The following is a 17705-nucleotide window of genomic DNA, read 5'->3' as shown; positions in this document are numbered from 1 at the left end:
GCTGCGTAGGACTCGGGTACAACATAGGCGTGTTCCCTCCTAGTCTTCGCTCTTGCTGTTGCCAAGCCTGATGCGAGGATCAAGGAAGGCGTAGCTGATATCGACGAGCAGATTGATGACCATGACCACCACGATGATGATCGTGACGCCACCCATTACGAGCGGCCAGTCGCGCGAAGAGATGGCGCGATAGATCTCAGATCCAACACCGGGCCAGTTGAATACGGTCTCGGTAAGAATGGCGCCGGCCATCATCGCGCCGAAATCAATACCAATATAGGTGACGACGGGGATGAGCGCGTTCTTGAGCGCGTGGTGAAGAATGACCGAGCGACGGGACAGGCCCTTCGCCTTCGCCGTGCGGATGTAATCCTGATTGAGCACGTCAAGCAGCTGCGAACGCATGATGCGTGCGGTATATGCCGTCGAGACCGCAGCGAGCGTGAACGCAGGAAGGATGTAGTGCATCCAGTCCTGATAAGGGGAGTTGGGGCCGCCGGCGCCGGAGATAGGCATGGAGAACGCCCCGCCGGTCAGATCCTTTAGCCAGATGCCAAATATCAGCTGCAAGATCATGCCGAGCCAGAACGCCGGTACCGCCACAAGGACCGAGGTGACGAGCGTCACCATGATGTCCCAGAACGAATACCGCTTAACCGCGGAGATAAGTCCCGCGCCGATGCCCATGACCGCCTCGAGGCAGATGGCGCACGCTGCGAGCTGAACCGTGTAGGGGTACTTCTCGGCGAAGATGTCGGTAACCTCACGCTTCTTGGAATATGAGGTGCCGAGGTCGCCATGGAGCAGGTCGTCCATGTAGCGGAGGTACTGCTCCCAGATGGGAACGGGGATGGTGTCGCCGTTCTCATCATAGATCGGACGACCGTTCTCGTCGCCGTAGATCATGTTGTTCTCAACCTCGAGCTGCAGGCGTGTCTGCTCGGGCACGGAACGTCCGCCGGTAATCATCGAAATCGGATCGCCGGGAACGATTGCCTTCATGGCGAACAGGATAATCGTCACGCCGATGAAGACAGGGATGAATTGAAGCACACGCTTCAATATGTATTTCCCCATGTTTCTCTCCCCTATAGGTCGGACACAAAATAGGGCGCCTGCCCCAGGAAGGACAGGCGCCCTACACAGACATAGCCGCTAGTGTAGCACTACTACGCGACCTCCACTTAAAAACTAAGCCTCAACAAGCTCGGCCTTGGAGAGATCGGCCTTCTTCTGCGGGTCGAGGTACAGCTTAGCGACGTTCGAGCCACCGACCATGGTGTGGGTGTAGAACATCAGCGGGATGACCGGCATGTCCTGACCGATGGTCTTGTTGACCTCCTGCAGAGCGGCCTTGCGCTCAGCGTCGTCGACGGTCGAACGAGCAGCCATGAGGGCCTCGTCGACAGCGGGGTTGCTGTAGCCGGCGCGGTTGTCGCCGTTGCCGGTGTAGAACAGCGGATACAGGAAGTTGTCCATGATCGGGTAGTCGGCGACCCAGCCCAGACGACCAAACTGGTAGTCGAGCTTCTGGTAACGATCGAGGACCGTAGCCCAGTCGGGGGTGTCGGCGACGCAGGTGATGCCCACGGCGGCGAGGTCGGAGATGATGGAGTCCATGACCTCCTTGTGGCCACCGTCCTGGTTGGAGGTGATGGTCAGCTCAAGGCCGCGGTTGCCATCGGCGTCAGCGGGATAGTACTGGTCGAGAATCTCGGTAGCAGCATCGACATCGTACTTGGAGAACTCCCATGCGCCCTCCTCGTAACCATCGATTCCGGGCGGGACGATGTTGTCGGCCGGAGTACGCGAACCATGGAAGAGGGTGTCGCAGATGGCCTGACGGTTGATGGCCATCGAAACGGCGTGACGCAGGTTCACATCGGTGAACGGGCCGTCGACGACGTTGCAGGTGAGGTAATAGGTGGAGGGCTCGGTGCCGTTGAGGAACTGGTGGCCAGGGGTGATGGTGTAGCCGTCCTCGGACTCGCCGTACTCCTCGGCAGCGGTGGCGAGGGAAGCAACCGGCACGTCGGAGACGTCGAGGTTACCAGCCTGGAACTCTTTGTAAGCGGTCTCAACGTCCTTCTGGATCATGAAGTTGACACCGTCGAGGATGGCCTTGTCGCCATAGTAATCATCGTAACGAACGATGTTGATGTACTGGCCGTCGACCCACTCGCCGTCCATCTTGAACGGGCCGTTGCCCACGGGGGACAGGCCGAACTCGGTCTGGGTCATATCCTTGGCGCAGTCAGGGATAGGAGCCAGAGCGGGGTGAGAGGCGACATAGGGGAAGTCGGCGTAGCTGTAGGACAGCTTGACGACGAGGGTGTGGTCATCCGGGCAGGACAGACCAGACATCTCCTCGGCCTCGCCGGCGGCAAGGGCGTCATAGCCCTCGATCATAGCGAGGTGGTAACCGATGACCGAGGGGCTCTCGGGGTTGGTGGTGGGGTTGACGATGCGCTCCCAGCCATACTTCCAGTTGGCAGCCAGGACATCGGTGCCGTCGTGGAACGTGGCCTCCTTGAGGTGGAAGGTGAACTCAGTAGCGTCGTCGTTCACGTCCCAGCTCTCGCATGCCAGCGGAACGAGCTCGCCGTTCTCAAAGTCATACTGGGTCAGCGAGTCGAACAGCTGGAAGCCGACCTGAGTGCCCTGGTCCTCCTGCAGGTTGAAGGGCTCGATGCACACCGGGTTGTTGATGTAGTAACGCAGCGTGCCGCCGGTCGCGGAACCGCCGGAAGTGCTGCCAGCAGGGGTGTCGCCGCCCTTCTGGCCACAGCCAGCAAGCACTGCGAGTGCGCCGGTCGCCAGCGCGCCGCCGACGAACGTACGACGGCCCATAGGCTTGTTCACGATATCAGCCATGCCATCCTCCTTAATAAAAGACTTGTTCGGGCCGTGTGGCCCGCCCATGCAACGTCTTCCATATACGACCCAGGCTGACCGGTCGCACATGTAGCAACGTGGTTCATACCTTAACCCAACTTGAGCGTAGTAAAGCGCTCATTTCGGGTAAAGGAGCGTCTTTTTTCTTATTTAGGTGGAGGGTTTTCCTGCTCAATGTTGTGTTTACGTGAATATTCGCTGCATATTCGGTGCGTTTCTATGAATACCGCCGACGGACCCACCCTGTGATTTCGACATCGCCGCCCTACCAAACCCTGATGTTTCGTTCACATTCTCGAAACAATCTACGGGTTAGCTCACCGGCGCACACATGACACCTTCAAAACGCAAAAAGAGCCAGGCCCGGCTATTGAACGGGTCTGGCTCAAAATCTTTGGTTATTAAGCCTAAAGCCTTAGATGCCGACGATGCCCTGCGGGAAGAAGAACATGCACAGCACGACGCACACGCAGAACACCGCGGTGACGATCACGGTGAGCTTGTCGAGGTTCTTCTCCATGATGCCGGTCGCGGCGCTGGCGTTGTACAGAGAGCTTGCAATCATGTCGGACACGCCGGTGCCTTTGCCGGAATGCATGAGGACGAGCGCGACGAGAGCGATAGTCGAAAGCGCCCACACGATAAAGATGATGATCTGAAGCGGACCCATCGGTTTGACTCCTTACGAGTATGTGCGTAAACGTCCAGCATCTTATCACAACCCCTCAGCAGTGTCCTAGCTAAATAAGCTGAATGGGGACGGGTTCATTTCATCCATTTACTCATGCAGAAGGATTGGATGGAATGAACCCGTCCCCATCCATCCCATCCAGCTACTCGCCCATCCATCTACTTGTGGCCCTCGAGATGGTACTGTGGCCGATTCCTGTCAGCCGCTCAATCTGTTTGACCGTCATGCCGGCTCTGCGCAGCATGCGTAGAGCCTCGTCACGGTACAGCCGTGAGCATGCTTTGAGCGCTGCAGGGTCTGTTCCACTGAGCAACAGCCGTGCCACCTCGGCAGCCTCATCATCTGGAACCAGCTTCGTCGTTTTGAAATAATACGAGCCATAGCGGGCATTTTCGCTCATGCGCAAAAAGCCGTCCTTGCCGCCAACCATGTCGAGCACCAAGCTGGTATCTGCTATGCCTCTGCCATGCACGTACTCGCGATAGCTGCTCCACGGATACTCAGCGGCCGGCGAGATTCCCGCCTTGACCGGGTTCTCATGAAGGTAGCGCACCGCCTGCAGCAATTGCCGATCGCACTTGATCGGCGCGCTGAAAAACCTGCCTTGGAAAACAGCGCCAACGTGTCCCGTCTTCTCGTTGAACCGACGCGCATACGCCGTCGCCAGCGCATGCATCATGTGGCTTAACGTGTCTTTCGTATCTTCGAGCAAGAGGTGAACATGGTTGCTCATCAGGCACCATGCGATAACTGCAATGCCGTCCGTATCCGTTTTCTCGCGCAGCAGTTGCAAGAATTGCCGTCGGTCGGCGTCGTCTTCAAAGAGTAGCTGCTTCCCGTTTCCTCGAAGCACAACGTGATAGAAACCTGAGTCAGATAGCAATCGTGTCATCCGCGGCATAACAACCCCTTCCCGCCTGCGCTGCCAGCAAGATGGAGAGCCATGACACGAGAAAAGGGTTTCAAGCACATTCAGCATAGCCGAACGAGATTGATTTGACTGTCTTAATCGAGTACCAATCGGTAAACGACCTCACAATGGGATGAAATGAACCCGTCCCCATCCATCCACCCATGAAAAAGGCCGCCGGCGCACGGTGGCGCCGACGGCCCAAAAGTGGATGAAAGGAACACGTCCCCATCCAGCCAGAAGGCTACTCCTCGACAGCGAGCACGCGGCCGGTCATCTCGGCGGAGGGCTCGAGACCAGCCAGGGTGAGCATCGTCGGGGCAATGTCGGACAGGCGTCCGTCCTCGATGCCGGTGAGCTTGGCCTTGTCATCGACCACGATGAACGGGACGCGATTGGTGGTGTGCGCCGTGAACGGATGCTTCTCACCATCGTCGTCGACGTCATACATGTGGTCGGCGTTGCCGTGGTCAGCCGTGATGAGCGCGAAGCCGCCCTTGGCGAGAATCGCAGGAATCACCTTCGACAGACCGTCGTCGACTGCCTGAACGGCCTTGACCGCAGCGTCGAAGACGCCGGTGTGACCGACCATGTCGCAGTTGGCGTAGTTCACGATATAGAAGTCGGCCGCATCGGACTCGATGGCAGCGACGAGCTTCTCGGTGACCTCGGGCTCGCTCATCTCGGGCTGCAGGTCGTAGGTGGCGACCTTCGGCGAGGGCACGAGCACGCGCTCCTCCCCCTCCTTGGGCTCCTCCACGCCGCCGTTCAAGAAGAACGTCACATGGGCGTACTTCTCGGTCTCGGCGGTATGCAGCTGCTTCAGGCCGTTCTGAGCGATGACGTCGGCAAGAACGTTCTCGGGGAAGGTCTTGGGGAAGGCCACCTCGACGTTCTTGAACGTATCGTCGTACTCCGTCATGGTGACGAAGTGCGAAAGCTTGGGAGCGACCTTGCGCTCGAAGCCGTCGAAATCGTCCTCCGTGAAGGCGCGCGTCATCTCACGGGCGCGGTCCGGGCGGAAGTTGAAGAACACCATGGCATCGCCGTCGGCAACGCCCTCGTTATGGCAGGCAAACGGCTCGATGAACTCGTCGCCGCGCTCGTCCTTCTCGTAGTACGCCTTGACGCCCTCGACCGGATCGGTGTCGGTGTCGCTCGCCATGGTGACCACGTCGTAGGCGCGCTCGACACGCTCCCAGCGGTTGTCGCGGTCCATTGCCCAGTAGCGGCCGGAAACGGTCGCGATGCGGGCGTCGACCTCGGCGTAGGCGGAAAGCGCCTCGAGGTTCTGCTTCAGGGTCTCGATGTAGCCCGCGCCGGAGTGCGGATCGACGTCGCGGCCGTCCATGAAGCAGTGGAAGCGGATGTGCTTCACGCCGTGGATGGCGGCGATGGCGGCGAGGTTCTCGCCGTGACGCTGCATGGAGTGGACGCCGCCCGGGGAGACAAGGCCGAGCAGGTGCAGGGTCTTGCCCGTCTTGGCAACATCGTCCATGGCGGACACGAGCGTGGGGTTCTCCTCGATGGAGCCGTCGATGATCGCGTTGTTGATGCGCGACAGCTCCTGGAAGACGATGCGGCCGGCGCCGATGTTCAGGTGGCCGACCTCGGAGTTGCCCATCTGGCCCGCAGGCAGGCCCACGTCCTCGCCCGAAGCGCCGAGCGTGGTGTGGGGGTACTTCTCCCAGAGCTCATCCAGGAAAGGCTTCTCTGCCTTGAAGACGGCGTTGTTGTCGCCCGCAGGAGCAAGGCCAAAACCGTCCATGATCACGAGGAGCGCCGGAAGATGACGCTTGTTCTCGGCCATTACTCAGCCGCCTTCTCGACCATGGCAGCAAAGCTCTCGGCGACGAGGGAGGCGCCGCCCACGAGCGCGCCGTCAACGTCCTCCTCGGCGAGGAAGCCGGCGATGTTCTCGGGCTTGGCGGAACCGCCGTAGAGGATGCGGATGCCGTCGGCAGTCTCCTGGCCGAAGACCTCGACGAGGGTCGCGCGGATGGCGCCGCAGACCTCCTGGGCGTCGGCCGCGGTGGCCGTCTTGCCGGTGCCGATGGCCCAGATGGGCTCATAGGCGACGACGTACTTCGAGGGATCGGTGATCTCGAGGCCATCGGTGTCCTTCTTGATCTGGTCGACGACGAACTCGACATGCTTGCCGGCCTCGCGGACCTCAAGGGACTCGCCGCAGCAGCTGATCGGCGTGATGCCGGCAGCCATGAGCGCCTTGGCCTTCTTGTTGATGTCCTCGTCGGTCTCATGGAAGTAGTCGCGACGCTCGGAGTGGCCGATGATGCAGTAGGTGGCATCAACGCTCTTGAGCATGTCGCAGGAGGTCTCGCCGGTGTAGGCGCCCTTGGCCTCCCAATACACGTTCTGGGCGCCGAGCTTGATGGCAGAGCCGGCGATCTTGTGCGACGTGCACGCAAGATCGATGGTCGGCGGGCAGATGACGACCTCGACGGCGTCGGAGGCGGGGACCTGCTCCACGAGCGCCTCGGCAAGCTCCTTGGCAGCCGGGACGTCGTTGTTCATTTTCCAGTTGCCTGCAATGAGGCGGGTACGCTTACTCTGCGTCATTGAGAGCCTCCACTCCGGGAAGGGCCTTGCCCTCGACGAGCTCCATGGAGGCGCCGCCGCCAGTGGAGATCCAGGACATCTTATCGGCCAGGTTGAACTTGTTCACAGCCGCGACGGAGTCGCCGCCGCCGATGATCGAGGTGCAGCCCTCGTTGGCAGCAACGGCCTCGGCGACCGCCTGGGTGCCGTGCGCGAAGTTGTCGAACTCGAAGACGCCCATGGGGCCGTTCCAGAACACGGTCTTGGCACCGGCGATGGCGTCGGCATACAGCTTCTCGGTCTCGGGACCGATGTCCATGCCCTCGCGGTCATCGGGGATGGCGTCGGAGGCAACGACCTCGGGCACCGCGTCCTCGCCAAAGTGGTCGGCAACACGGTTGTCGATGGGGAGCAGGATCTTGACGCCCTTCTCCTCGGCCTTCTTGAGCATCTCGCCGGCGCGCTCGACCCAGTCCTCTTCCTTGAGGGAGTTGCCCACGCTCATGCCCTGAGCCAGGAAGAAGGTGTAGGCCATGCCGCCACCGATGATGAGGGTGTCGGCGGAGTCGATGAGGTGGTCGAGAACGCCGATCTTGGAGGACACCTTGGAGCCGCCGACGATGGCCACGAACGGACGCTCGGGCTCGGCGAAGATGCCGGTCAGGGTGTCGACCTCCTTCTCAAGCAGGAAGCCGGCGACGGCGGGCAGGTACTCGGCGGGGCCGACCACGGAGCCCTGGGCGCGGTGCGCGGTGCCGAAGGCGTCGAGCACGAAGATGTCGCCATAGGAGGCGAGGGTCTTGGCGATCTCGGGGTCGTTCTTCTTCTCACGCTTGTCGAAGCGGACGTTCTCGAGCACGAGGATGTCGCCCGGCTCAAGGGCGGCCACGGCCTCGGCGGCCTTCTCGCCATAGGTGTCGTCGACGAACTTGACCTCATAGCCGGTGAGCTCAGCCAGCTTGTCGGCTGCAGGCTTGAGGGAGAGCGCGGGCTCGGGGCCGTCGCCCTTGGGGCGGCCGAGGTGGCTCATGAGGATGATCTTGGCGTTGTGCTCCTTGAGGTAGCTGATGGTGGGGATGGCGGCACGCACGCGCGTGTCGTCGGTCACCACGCCGTCCTTCAGCGGCACGTTGAAGTCGACGCGCATGAGAACGCGCTTGCCGTCCACGTCGATGTCACGGACGGTCTTCTTGGTGAAAGCCATGTGCAATCTACCTTTCCTATCTAAGCGGCGTCGCGACGCAGGGGCGACACATGCCGAGCGACCCGATCGCCGCACCTATAGCTGCACGATGTGACAGGTGCTCCCTGTCACAAAAGAAAAGGGCGCGACCTTAGGGCATAAAGCCTTGAGGCCGCGCCCTCTCATCTCAAGACGCTAACGAAAGCTCGTATTTGCGGCGACTTAGCCGACGAACTTCTCGAAGTACTTGATGGTGCGGACCATCTGAGAGGTGTAGGAGTTCTCGTTGTCGTACCAAGAGGTGACCTGAACGAGGGTCTGGCCGTTGCCAAGGTCGGCGCACATGGTCTGGGTGGCGTCGAAGATGGAGCCATGGGTCTCGCCGATGATGTCGGTGGAGACGATGTCGTCCTCGTTGTAGGCGAAGGTCTCGGGGATGGTCTCGGCGTAGGCCTTCATAGCGGCGTTGACCTCGTCGACGGTGACGGTCTTGTCAACGACGGCATAGAGGTTGGTGAGCGAGCCGGTCGGGGTGGGAACGCGCTGGGCGGCACCGATCAGCTTGCCGTTGAGCTCGGGGAGCACGAGGCCGATGGCCTTGGCGGCACCGGTGCTGTTGGGGACGATGTTGACGGCGCAAGCACGGCTGCGGCGCTTGTTGCCCTTGCGCTGCGGGCCGTCGAGCGGCATCTGGTCGCCGGTCCAGGCGTGAATGGTGGTCATGATGCCGGAAACGATGGGCGCGAAGTCGTTGAGACCCTTGGCCATCGGGGCGAGGCAGTTGGTGGTGCAGGAGGCGGCGGAAATGATGTCGTCCTCAGCGGTCAGCTGCTCATGGTTGACGTTGTAAACGATGGTCGGGAGGTCATTGCCCGCAGGAGCGGAGATGACGACCTTCTTGGCGCCAGCGTTGATGTGGGCCTGGGCCTTGGCCTTGGAGGTGTAGAAGCCGGTGCACTCGAGCACGACGTCGACGCCGAGGTCGCCCCACGGCAGGTTGTTGGCGTCGGCCTCCTTGTAGATGGTGATCTCCTTGCCGTCAACGGTGATGGAGTTCTCGCCAGCGGTGATCTCGTGCTCGCGAGCATAGTTGCCCTGCGTGGAGTCATACTTCAGAAGGTACGCGAGCATGTCGGGGGAGGTGAGGTCGTTGATGGCGACGATCTCGGAGCCCTCGTGACCGAACATCTGACGGAACGCCAGACGGCCAATGCGGCCGAAGCCGTTGATAGCAACCTTTACTGCCATATGTGTCTCCTTTCGTAGGGATCCCGCGGGCTGGTTGCCCGCTGTCGGAACCCACAAACTAACCACTCACACAATATACCTTTTTTTGGAAAACTCATTCGCGTCAATGGCTACTTTTTGAGTAAAGGTTCCGTATAAAAACGTTTTAAAACTCCTGCTCACCGATGGGTTTAAACGCTTCAATGGCATGCTTCCAACGGTGAGCGGCACCTTTCCCATCTCCTCCGCAGCCGCCCCGGCAGCTTGCCCCCTATGACTCATCCAGAAGCTTCTCGAGTCTGAGCACGCGATGGTACAGGGCAGACTTCGAGAGCGGCCGCTCGGCCATCTGGCCCAAGTCGCGCAGGGACAGGTCGGGATAGGCCTCGCGCAGGTCGCAAAAGTCCGCAAGCGCGCGCGGCAGCGCGTCACGCATCCCCCGCGCCTTGAGCTCGGCAATGAGCTCGAGCTGGTGCTGCGCCGCCCCGGCGCTTCGCGTCTGGTTGGCGACCTCGGCGTTCACGCGGCGGTTCACGTCGTTTTTCACCGACTTCATGGCGCGGGCGTCCTGGATGTCCTCGACGCTTCGCCGCGCGCCGACCGCTTCGAGCAAACGGCAGATGTCCTCGGCGCTCTTTATATAGACAGCGTATGCCGAGCGCCGACGATTCACCCGCGCATGCACGCCCTCCTGCGCGATGAGCTTGGAGAGCGCCTGGGCAAGGTCCTCGCCCTGCACCGCGACTTCCAGATGAAAGTCCCCTTTGGGATCCGCCACGAAACCGCCCGCGATGAGGGCCCCGCGAATGTAGGAGAGCCGGCAGCACGGCCGGGCGACCACGTGCCGCGGAATGCCCGAGACAAGGCCGTGCCTGCGGTCGAGAATGCCCAGCAGCACCAACGCCTTATCGAGCCCCGGCTGGTCGGGCAAGGTGATGAGGTAGTTGCGCACCTTGTGCAGCACCGAGCGGCGCACAGTGAACTCGGTCTTGAGCTTGAGAATCGAATGCGTGAGCGCGATCATCGTGCGCGCGACGGCGCCCGTCTCGGTCGCCACGGCAAGCCGGTAGCCGCCCGAACCGGTGATGGACAGCGTTCCGCACACGCGGGTCAGCGCTGCCAGCGTGGCGAGTCCGCAGTATTCGCACGTAGGCTCGCAACGCGCCAACTCGTCGCGCACCTCGGCGGTAAACGACATGCCTTCCTCCTCTTGCTCGCATGGGTGGTCATTTGGGGACGGGTTCATTTCATCCCATCATGTGGGGACGCCGCCCCATCTGCCCATGAGGCGCGGCCCGGGCGCCGGGCGCCAACATGGGCCTGCCTCCCGCCCCACGACGCCTTCTCGCTAGTGGGCCTCGCCTGTCGCCGTGGTATTTGCGCGCGGCAGATCGCGATGCGAGATGCTTACGTGATAATGCTGACGCTCCAGATAGCGCGCCGTCGCCTCAGCGATGGCGACGCTCCTGTGCTGCCCGCCTGTGCACCCGATAGCGATGGAGAGCTGCGGCTTTCCCTCGGCTACATATCCGGGCATGACCGCGTCGAGCAGACGGAACCACGCGTCCAGGAACTCCTTGGTCTTGGGGTGCTCCAACACGAAGGTCGAGACCTTCTGGTCGAGACCCGTCAAGGGCCGCATCTCCGGATCGTAGAAGGGGTTGGGCAAAAAGCGCACGTCGATCATGAGGTCCGCCTCGACGGGAAGACCATGCTTGTAGCCAAACGAGAACACCTGCACATCCATGAGCTGCTGGTCGGTAAGCTCCGAGAACGCCAGGCGGAGCTTGGCGCGCAGCGCGGAGGTGCGCATGCGGCTCGTGTCGATGATCATGTCGGCGCGGGCGCGCACGCTCGCCATCTGCGTGCGTTCGCGCTGGATGGCGTCTGCGGTGGTCTCCCCCGGCTTCACAAGCGGATGGCGGCGCCGGTTCTCGTTGTATCGACGAATGAGGACCTCGTCCGAAGCCTCCAAAAAGACGATCTTGCACGTCATCTCATGCTCTTCGAGCGACGTGATGACGTCGAGCAGCTCGTCGAAGAGGCCTTGGCTTCGCAAGTCGCAGGTAACGGCCAGATGGCGCCCGACGCCGGTATTGATGCCCACGAGCTGGGCGAGCTGCAGTACCAAGCGGGGCGGCAGGTTGTCGATGCAGAAATAGCCCATGTCCTCGAACACATGCATGGCCTGGGTTCGCCCCGAGCCCGACATGCCTGTGATAATGACGATATCAGGAACGCGGTCGGCGAGCTCGGCGGTGGTTATGGAACTCTGCTCGATCTCGGCCATGAAAAGCCCCTTTCGATATTCGATGCAACATAAATGCCATCGCACATCAGTATACCCGTGACATCCCGGCAGGGCATGTCCGTCACATGGCGATAACACGAGGGGCCCGCACCTCTTGACCGAGATGCAGGCCCCGTGAAGCTTCCCCCGCTCGCGCAGCGCGAGCACCTTGTCGCGGGCAAACGCCTAGTCGCCCGTCTTTTCGTCCTTTTCTGCGTCTGCCTGGCGCATGAACACCGCTGCCGCCTGGGCGCGCGTGAGGTCGTCTCCGGGCCCGAGCTCGCCGGTGTTGTCATAGCCGCGCAGAAGCTCCGTCGCGACGGCCCAGCCGACCGCGTCGAGCGCCCACGAACTCGTATCGGATCCGTCGGGGAATTGAGACAGGTCGCCGCGCTCGTCCGGCTCGCCTGCGATGCGCCAGAACACGACGGCGAGCTGCTCACGCGTGAGCTCGTCGTTGGGGCCGAAGCGGCCGGAGCCATCGTCATAGCCTGTCATGAGGCCCTCTCGGGCTGCCCACGCGACCGCCTTCGCATACCAGGCGTCGCTCCCGCAGTCGCTGAAACGCTTCACCAGGGACGCGTCGATCTCGGGCTTGCCCGCCTCGTTGTACATCATCTGGGCGAGCTGTGCGCGCGTAAGCGTGTCGTCGGGCCCAAAGGTGTTTGAACCATCGTCGTAGCCGCTCATGAGGCCGCAAGAAACCGCCCAGTCAACCACGTCGTGATACCACTCGCCCACAGGCACGTCCACGAGATGCCGGCTGGGGCACTTCTCCCCGCCGTCGCAGGTGAAGCGCACCTCGACCGTCACCTTGCCGCGCGGCATGGTGAACGTGAAGGTGCCGTCGCCCTCGTCGGTCACGGCGACCGGGTTGCCCTCGGCGTCGGTCACGGTCACGCCACCCACCAGGTAGCCCTCGTCGGGCGTGGGCGTGACGGTCACCGTCTGCCCCGCCGTCGCGCGCGATGGGGACACCTTCACGACTCCGTGCTCCGTCTCGTCCGAGATGGACACCTCGTACGTTGGCGGGACATAGGGCACGTTGTTCGCAACCACCAGGTAATACGTGGCGGTCGTCGTGCCGTCCGGCGCCGTCACCACGATCTCGAAGCGGTTCTCGCCGCTGCCGAACGCCTGCAGATAGGAGCCGTTGTAGGGCTGGCCGTTCACGGCAATCTTGGCGTCCGGATTCTTGGGCACGATGGTCACGAGCTTCTGCGCCAGGGAGTCGCCCGAACCTGCCCAGGTCTTCGTTGCCTCGTCGTAGGTGAGCGACACGCCGTCGACCTCCACGCGCGCGAGCTCGGCGTTGTTCTCGTCGAGCACGGCGTCGGAATACGTCACGCGCACCTGGGCAGCGTTCGTCACGCCCGCAAATGTAAACGTCTGCGACGCAGTCTGCTCGCCATCAAGGGTAATGAGACCGTTGTCGTCGCCCCCCGAGGTACCGGGCTTGTAGCTCTGCTGCTGGGCGATCACGTTGCCGTTCTCATCGAGCAAGGTCACGATGAGGTTGCCGGTGGTCTTCTGCGCCAGGCGGTTGTTTTGCAGATCGACCGTCACCGTGGTGCACGAATCGTCGACGCCCCCGCCTCGCAGAAGGCGTTCGTGGTCCTCATGGTGGGAAGCCTTGCGTACTTCGTCACGCAAGCGGCCGCCTTGATTGGCGACAACGTCTGGACCACCGGCCATGACGGCTATATGTATCCCCTACGGACCCTCGTCCTGCTCAGCCTTTCCAACGCGGCGTTTCTCGCGCTCGCGCTGCCGCTGGCTCGCTACGTGCGCAAGCTGCTCGACACCCTTGCGGATCCCGCGCTCTGGTGGGGGCTTTCACTGCTGCCCGCCTGCCTGCTTGTCACCATGATGTTTGGAAACTGGCTGCCCCTGACATTCATGAGCTACTCCGAGGTGTACCTCGTGCTGGTATCCGCGCTCACGGTGTTTGCGCTCTTCTTGTTCTGGTGGGTGCTTCGAATCGCCGAGACCGTGCATGAGGACTCCCAACGGCGCGCGCAGCTCGTAAAGGCGCTTGACGAGCACAAGCACACCCAGGCCGAGCTTGAACAGCAGCTGGTGCTGGCCCACGCCCGCGTAGACGAGCTGGAGCGCGTGCTCAGCACCCGGGGCGGCGCAAAGGACGGCGCCCCTGGCAGCACCATGGAAGACTCGCCTGTAGACCCATCTCTGCAGGATGCATGGAAAGACCGGGTGGTAACTATCGGCGGGCCTCGCACGGCATTGAGCTTCTTGGCAGGCGACCTGCTGTTTGCCGAATCTCAGAACCGCACGCGCCTCCTCCACCTCACCGACGGCACCACCCTCCCCTGCGACATGGCGCTCTCGCAGCTCGCCAGGCTGCTCCCCGAGGGACATTTCTCCTTTTGCCACCGTGCGACGCTCGTGAATCTGCACCATGTGTCGAATCTCAGCCAAGAGCGGGTGACCATGGACGACGGCTCGACGCTCACCATGAGCCGCCGTCGCTACAGCGACTTCTGTGACGAGCTCGAAGCAATACGGCGCTAGCACAAGGCCCCGCACCGGCGCTCTTTTCGCCGTTGCTCGCACTTGACCGAGCAACGGCGACCTCTTTTTTCACCGTTGCTCGGCTTTTTTACAAAATCGGGGCCATTTTTGTAACTTTACGTAGCTTCGGCGAGGCGGGCGCGCAAAACGCAGCTTCGGCGAGGCGGGGACGCAAAAGGCGCGCTTCGCGCCATGACGCCCAGGACGATGGCGAGGCGAGCCTATGCGGGCTGCATTTCGCCATCGCCCCGCACGCACGCTTACGCACATGGGCCCGTGTCCCAGACGCGAGACACGGGCCCATAGTCATCTATACAGGGGCTTCTGTAGGGAAGCCTTACGCCTCAAGCGCCGCCTTGAACCAGGAGGTCAGGCTCGTGGGATGCGTGATGGCGGTGCCCACGACGACTGCCCAGGCGCCGGCGTCGATGGCGGCGCGGGCCTCCTCGGGCGTGTGCACGCGACCCTCGCAGACCACCGGGAAGCCCGGGAACTCCTCGGCCGCCTGGCGCAGCAGCGGCAGGTCGGGGCCGTCAGCCATGGTGCAGTCAATCGCCGCGACGCCATGGGAGAGCGTGGTGGAGACGATGTCAAAGCCCGCATCGACTGCACGGCGAATATCGTCGATCGTCATGCAGTCCGCCATGGTGAGCACGCCTTCGGCCTTGAGCGGCTCAAGGGTGTCAGCCACCGTCTTGCCGTCCGGGCGGGGACGGTCGGTGGCGTCGATGGCAACGATGTCTGCGCCGGCGGCGACGCAGGCGCGGGCATGGCGGAGCGTCGGGGTGATGTAGACGCCCTCATGCCCCTCCTTCCACAACCCGATGACCGGGACCTCGGTGCGGCCCTTGATGGCGGCGATGTCCGACAGGCCCTGGCAGCGAATGGCGGCAGCGCCGCCCAGCTCGCAGGCGCGCGCCATCTGCGCCATGGTCTCGGGGTTGCGCAGGGGCTCGCCCATATATGCCTGCACGCTCACGATGAGCTTGCCTTTAAGAGATTGAATCAGGGGATCGATGGCCATAGGATCCGTCTCCTTTCAACTTTGATTCGAGATGGGGCCGTCTCAGAATGCCCCGCCGGGTGTTCCCGGCGCCTCAGGCCCTCCAAGCGAGGTGGGAGCACGCCTTGCGCGTGCGGCGACCAACGGCTGAGGACGAGCGCGGCGCCCGGGATAGCCGGAGCTCCTATCAGCACTCGGCGTAGCCGGACTCCACGAAGTTCTCTGCGGCACCGATGAGAGGAGCGTCTCCGCCGAGCTCTCCGTCCACGACAGGCGTCGTGGCGACCGGCGGCATCGCCTGGCCGCGGAAGGCATCCTTCATGGCGTCGGACCAATCGGGTCCACACTGGGCAACAGAGCCCGAGAGGATCACGCAGGCGGGATCGAGCATGTTGCACATGCTGCCGAGCACCTCGCCCAGAGCACGGCCCGCACGGGCCTCGGCCGCCTTTGCCGCCTCGTCGCCCGCCGCGGCACGGCGGTCGATCTCGGCGCCATCCATAGGCTTGCCGTCGTAGGTCTCGGCGCCACCAAGGCGCACGTACTCGGCGATGATGCCGGGGCCAGCCGCGATGGGCTCGAGATGTCCGGTGGCTCCACAGGAGCACGGGACGCCCGCAGCCGCCGGGCAGCACACGTGGCCAATGTGGCCGGCCTCGTCATGGGCGCCGAGCATGATGTGGCCGTGCTCGACGAAGGCGCCTCCGATGCCGGTGCCCACGGCCGCCACGAGGCAGCTCGCCTTGCCGCGTCCGCCGCCCCAGCGCGCCTCGCCCAGGGCGTGGGCGTGAACGTCGTTCAGCACGCGGCACGCCAGACCGGTCGCCTTGGTGACCTCGGTCGCCAGGGCCGTGCCGCCCCAGCCGGGCATGAGCTCGTTGGCAAAGGTGATGTCGCCCGTGCGCGGGTTGACCACGCCTGCGGACGAGATGCCCACGCCGGCGACCTCTCCGTCAGCGCGCTCGATAGCGGCTTTAACCTGCTCGAGCACGGTTGCCAGCACATGCTCTCCGCCCTTCATCGCCTCGGTGGGGACCTTCTCCACCTTTTCGATAACGGGAGCTTCGCCACCGAGCGTCACAAGGCCGCACGCGATCTTCGTGCCGCCGATGTCGACCGATACGATGGTTTTCTTGTCCATGGGATGCCCCAATCTGTTCTCGCCAATCCGCACGACGACGCCGTCGCACGCAGGACGCCTGAGCCCACGTCGGGCCTTAAGCGCCCTCCCCCAAACGAACCGCGCCCGCCCGCGTCAGCAGGCGGGCGCGATGAATCCCGATATCCCGGCAGGCCATGCCTCATGCCAGGCCATCATGTCCTGAATGCGACGGCACGCGGCGCGCCGGCAGCGGGTGAATCCTGCCGAAGCGCACGCCCGGCAGGCAATGCCTTACAGCAGGCCGTTCTCTTCGAGGACGCGCTTGATGGCCTCGACGTTCTCGCCCTTGAGCGAGTGGACCGGACGAGGCATCTGGTTGGTCTCGAAGACGCCCATGAGCTGAAGCGCCGTCTTGAAGGCACCGACGCCGGCGCCGAAGCCCTGCACGCCCTTGGTGACCGCGGTGATGCGCATGATGCGCGCAAGACGGTCCTGCTCCTTCTTAACGGTCTCCCAGTCGCCCTCCTGGGCTGCCTTCCACTGGCGCACGTAGCCATAGGGCTCGACGTTGGCAAGGCCGGGGACCGAGCCGTCGGCGCCGGAGAGGTACGCGCCGTCGACGACGACCTCGTGACCGGTGAGAATGGACATGGGATGTCCAGCGTCCTCGTTGCCCATGACCAGGTAGCGGAACGAGATGTCATCGCCCGAGGAGTCCTTCACGCCGGCGAGGACGCCGTCCTTGCCGAGGCGGACGAGCATGTCGGTGTCGAGCTTGTTGTGCACGCACACCGGAATGTCATAGGCGAAGATGGGCAGGTTGAGCGCATCGTGCAGGCAGCGGAAGCTCCACTCGATCTCATCGATGCCCTGCAGCGCATAGAACGGGCAGGTCGCGACGAGGGCGTCGACGCCCATCTGCTCGGCGCGCTTGCCGTGCTCGATCATGCGCTCGGTCTCGGTGTCGATGATGCCAGCGAGCACGGGCACGCGACCATCGACGATGCGCACAAGGTTCTGGATGATGTCAGAACGACGCTGGTCGGTGGAGAATACGACCTCACTCGAAGAGCCCAGGATGAACAGGCCGTCAACGCCGGCCTCGATCATACGGTTGACGTTGCGCTCGAACGACGGGACGTCGAGCTCACGACCCTGCGTGAGGGGGACGACGACAGGCGGGATGACGCCGGTAAACTTCTTGGTGGTCACAGGTGACTCCTTCTAGTTGCGCGCTCAGGCCTCGTGCCGGAGCGCTGGTTTCGGGGCGCGGGCCCCGCTCCATGATAGCGAGGTCCCGACCCTTGGGAAGG

At 62.9% G+C, this 17705-nt stretch carries 15 protein-coding genes; 1 reads left to right on the top strand and 14 read right to left on the bottom strand.

Annotation, left to right across the window (positions count from 1 at the left end; genetic code table 11):
• Positions 1 to 39 precede the first annotated feature (39 nt).
• The 11 genes from H6A15_RS06705 to H6A15_RS06655 all read right to left on the bottom strand — a co-directional run bounded on the left by H6A15_RS06705 (position 40) and on the right by H6A15_RS06655 (position 13408).
• Complete coding sequence (locus H6A15_RS06705; RefSeq protein ID WP_204672983.1) at positions 40 to 1077, bottom strand: ABC transporter permease; 1038 nt, start codon at positions 1075 to 1077, stop codon at positions 40 to 42.
• Between the two features lie 114 nt (positions 1078 to 1191).
• Complete coding sequence (locus H6A15_RS06700; protein ID WP_204672982.1) at positions 1192 to 2874, bottom strand: peptide ABC transporter substrate-binding protein; 1683 nt, start codon at positions 2872 to 2874, stop codon at positions 1192 to 1194.
• A gap of 436 nt (positions 2875 to 3310) precedes the next feature.
• Positions 3311 to 3565 carry a preprotein translocase subunit SecG gene (secG, locus tag H6A15_RS06695; protein ID WP_204672981.1) on the bottom strand — a complete coding sequence of 85 codons (255 nt, stop codon included), beginning with the start codon at positions 3563 to 3565 and terminating at the stop codon, positions 3311 to 3313.
• A 163-nt stretch (positions 3566 to 3728) separates the two neighbouring features.
• Positions 3729 to 4487 (bottom strand): transposase, encoded by a 759-nt coding sequence (locus tag H6A15_RS06690; protein WP_204672980.1) that lies wholly within the window; start codon positions 4485 to 4487, stop codon positions 3729 to 3731.
• A gap of 253 nt (positions 4488 to 4740) precedes the next feature.
• Positions 4741 to 6306, bottom strand: a complete 1566-nt coding sequence (gene gpmI / locus H6A15_RS06685) for a 2,3-bisphosphoglycerate-independent phosphoglycerate mutase (RefSeq protein WP_204672979.1) — start codon at positions 6304 to 6306, stop codon at positions 4741 to 4743.
• The gene (gene tpiA, locus H6A15_RS06680; protein ID WP_204672978.1) at positions 6306 to 7076 is read right to left on the bottom strand and encodes a triose-phosphate isomerase; all 771 of its coding nucleotides are present in this window, start codon (positions 7074 to 7076) and stop codon (positions 6306 to 6308) included. Before tpiA ends, gpmI begins: the two co-directional genes overlap by 1 nt.
• Positions 7063 to 8259 carry a phosphoglycerate kinase gene (locus tag H6A15_RS06675; RefSeq protein ID WP_204672977.1) on the bottom strand — a complete coding sequence of 399 codons (1197 nt, stop codon included), beginning with the start codon at positions 8257 to 8259 and terminating at the stop codon, positions 7063 to 7065. The genes tpiA and H6A15_RS06675 overlap by 14 nt, the downstream gene beginning before the upstream one ends.
• Before the next feature lie 201 nt (positions 8260 to 8460).
• Positions 8461 to 9486, bottom strand: coding sequence for a type I glyceraldehyde-3-phosphate dehydrogenase (gene gap, locus H6A15_RS06670; RefSeq protein WP_204672976.1), 1026 nt, complete (start codon positions 9484 to 9486; stop codon positions 8461 to 8463).
• Positions 9487 to 9736: 250 nt separating this feature from the next.
• On the bottom strand, positions 9737 to 10663 hold the full coding sequence (whiA, locus tag H6A15_RS06665; RefSeq protein WP_204672975.1) for a DNA-binding protein WhiA: 927 nt from the start codon (positions 10661 to 10663) through the stop codon (positions 9737 to 9739).
• A 150-nt stretch (positions 10664 to 10813) separates the two neighbouring features.
• On the bottom strand, positions 10814 to 11755 hold the full coding sequence (gene rapZ, locus H6A15_RS06660; protein ID WP_204672974.1) for an RNase adapter RapZ: 942 nt from the start codon (positions 11753 to 11755) through the stop codon (positions 10814 to 10816).
• Positions 11756 to 11941: 186 nt separating this feature from the next.
• Positions 11942 to 13408 (bottom strand): S-layer homology domain-containing protein, encoded by a 1467-nt coding sequence (locus H6A15_RS06655; protein WP_204672973.1) that lies wholly within the window; start codon positions 13406 to 13408, stop codon positions 11942 to 11944.
• Here H6A15_RS06655 and H6A15_RS06650 point away from each other — a divergent pair.
• Positions 13376 to 14287 carry a LytTR family DNA-binding domain-containing protein gene (locus tag H6A15_RS06650; RefSeq protein WP_204672972.1) on the top strand — a complete coding sequence of 304 codons (912 nt, stop codon included), beginning with the start codon at positions 13376 to 13378 and terminating at the stop codon, positions 14285 to 14287. The two genes, H6A15_RS06655 and H6A15_RS06650, sit on opposite strands and share 33 nt — an antisense overlap.
• 337 nt (positions 14288 to 14624) lie before the next feature.
• Here H6A15_RS06650 and H6A15_RS06645 read toward each other — a convergent pair whose 3' ends face one another.
• The 3 genes from H6A15_RS06645 to H6A15_RS06635 form a co-directional block, all read right to left on the bottom strand.
• Positions 14625 to 15311 (bottom strand): N-acetylmannosamine-6-phosphate 2-epimerase, encoded by a 687-nt coding sequence (locus H6A15_RS06645; protein WP_204672971.1) that lies wholly within the window; start codon positions 15309 to 15311, stop codon positions 14625 to 14627.
• Between the two features lie 166 nt (positions 15312 to 15477).
• On the bottom strand, positions 15478 to 16431 hold the full coding sequence (locus H6A15_RS06640; RefSeq protein ID WP_204672970.1) for an ROK family protein: 954 nt from the start codon (positions 16429 to 16431) through the stop codon (positions 15478 to 15480).
• Positions 16432 to 16683: 252 nt separating this feature from the next.
• Positions 16684 to 17604 (bottom strand): dihydrodipicolinate synthase family protein, encoded by a 921-nt coding sequence (locus tag H6A15_RS06635; protein WP_204672969.1) that lies wholly within the window; start codon positions 17602 to 17604, stop codon positions 16684 to 16686.
• Between the last annotated feature and the right edge of the window lie 101 nt (positions 17605 to 17705).

Origin of the sequence: Enorma phocaeensis, from assembly GCF_016901575.1 — a bacterium.
Classification (GTDB): Bacteria; Actinomycetota; Coriobacteriia; order Coriobacteriales; family Coriobacteriaceae; genus Limicola; species Limicola phocaeensis_A.
This window is presented reverse-complemented; position numbering and strand designations above follow the sequence as displayed.

What these genes read in the sequence shown, in the direction of transcription:
- H6A15_RS06705 (WP_204672983.1), bottom strand. Translation starts at nt 1,077, where the DNA reads ATGGGGAAATACATATTGAAGCGTGTGCTTCAATTCATCCCTGTCTTC.
- H6A15_RS06700 (WP_204672982.1), bottom strand. Translation starts at nt 2,874, where the DNA reads ATGGCTGATATCGTGAACAAGCCTATGGGCCGTCGTACGTTCGTCGGC.
- secG (WP_204672981.1), bottom strand. Translation starts at nt 3,565, where the DNA reads ATGGGTCCGCTTCAGATCATCATCTTTATCGTGTGGGCGCTTTCGACT.
- H6A15_RS06690 (WP_204672980.1), bottom strand. Translation starts at nt 4,487, where the DNA reads ATGCCGCGGATGACACGATTGCTATCTGACTCAGGTTTCTATCACGTT.
- gpmI (WP_204672979.1), bottom strand. Translation starts at nt 6,306, where the DNA reads ATGGCCGAGAACAAGCGTCATCTTCCGGCGCTCCTCGTGATCATGGAC.
- tpiA (WP_204672978.1), bottom strand. Translation starts at nt 7,076, where the DNA reads ATGACGCAGAGTAAGCGTACCCGCCTCATTGCAGGCAACTGGAAAATG.
- H6A15_RS06675 (WP_204672977.1), bottom strand. Translation starts at nt 8,259, where the DNA reads ATGGCTTTCACCAAGAAGACCGTCCGTGACATCGACGTGGACGGCAAG.
- gap (WP_204672976.1), bottom strand. Translation starts at nt 9,486, where the DNA reads ATGGCAGTAAAGGTTGCTATCAACGGCTTCGGCCGCATTGGCCGTCTG.
- whiA (WP_204672975.1), bottom strand. Translation starts at nt 10,663, where the DNA reads ATGTCGTTTACCGCCGAGGTGCGCGACGAGTTGGCGCGTTGCGAGCCT.
- rapZ (WP_204672974.1), bottom strand. Translation starts at nt 11,755, where the DNA reads ATGGCCGAGATCGAGCAGAGTTCCATAACCACCGCCGAGCTCGCCGAC.
- H6A15_RS06650 (WP_204672972.1), top strand. Translation starts at nt 13,376, where the DNA reads ATGGTGGGAAGCCTTGCGTACTTCGTCACGCAAGCGGCCGCCTTGATT.
- H6A15_RS06645 (WP_204672971.1), bottom strand. Translation starts at nt 15,311, where the DNA reads ATGGCCATCGATCCCCTGATTCAATCTCTTAAAGGCAAGCTCATCGTG.
- H6A15_RS06640 (WP_204672970.1), bottom strand. Translation starts at nt 16,431, where the DNA reads ATGGACAAGAAAACCATCGTATCGGTCGACATCGGCGGCACGAAGATC.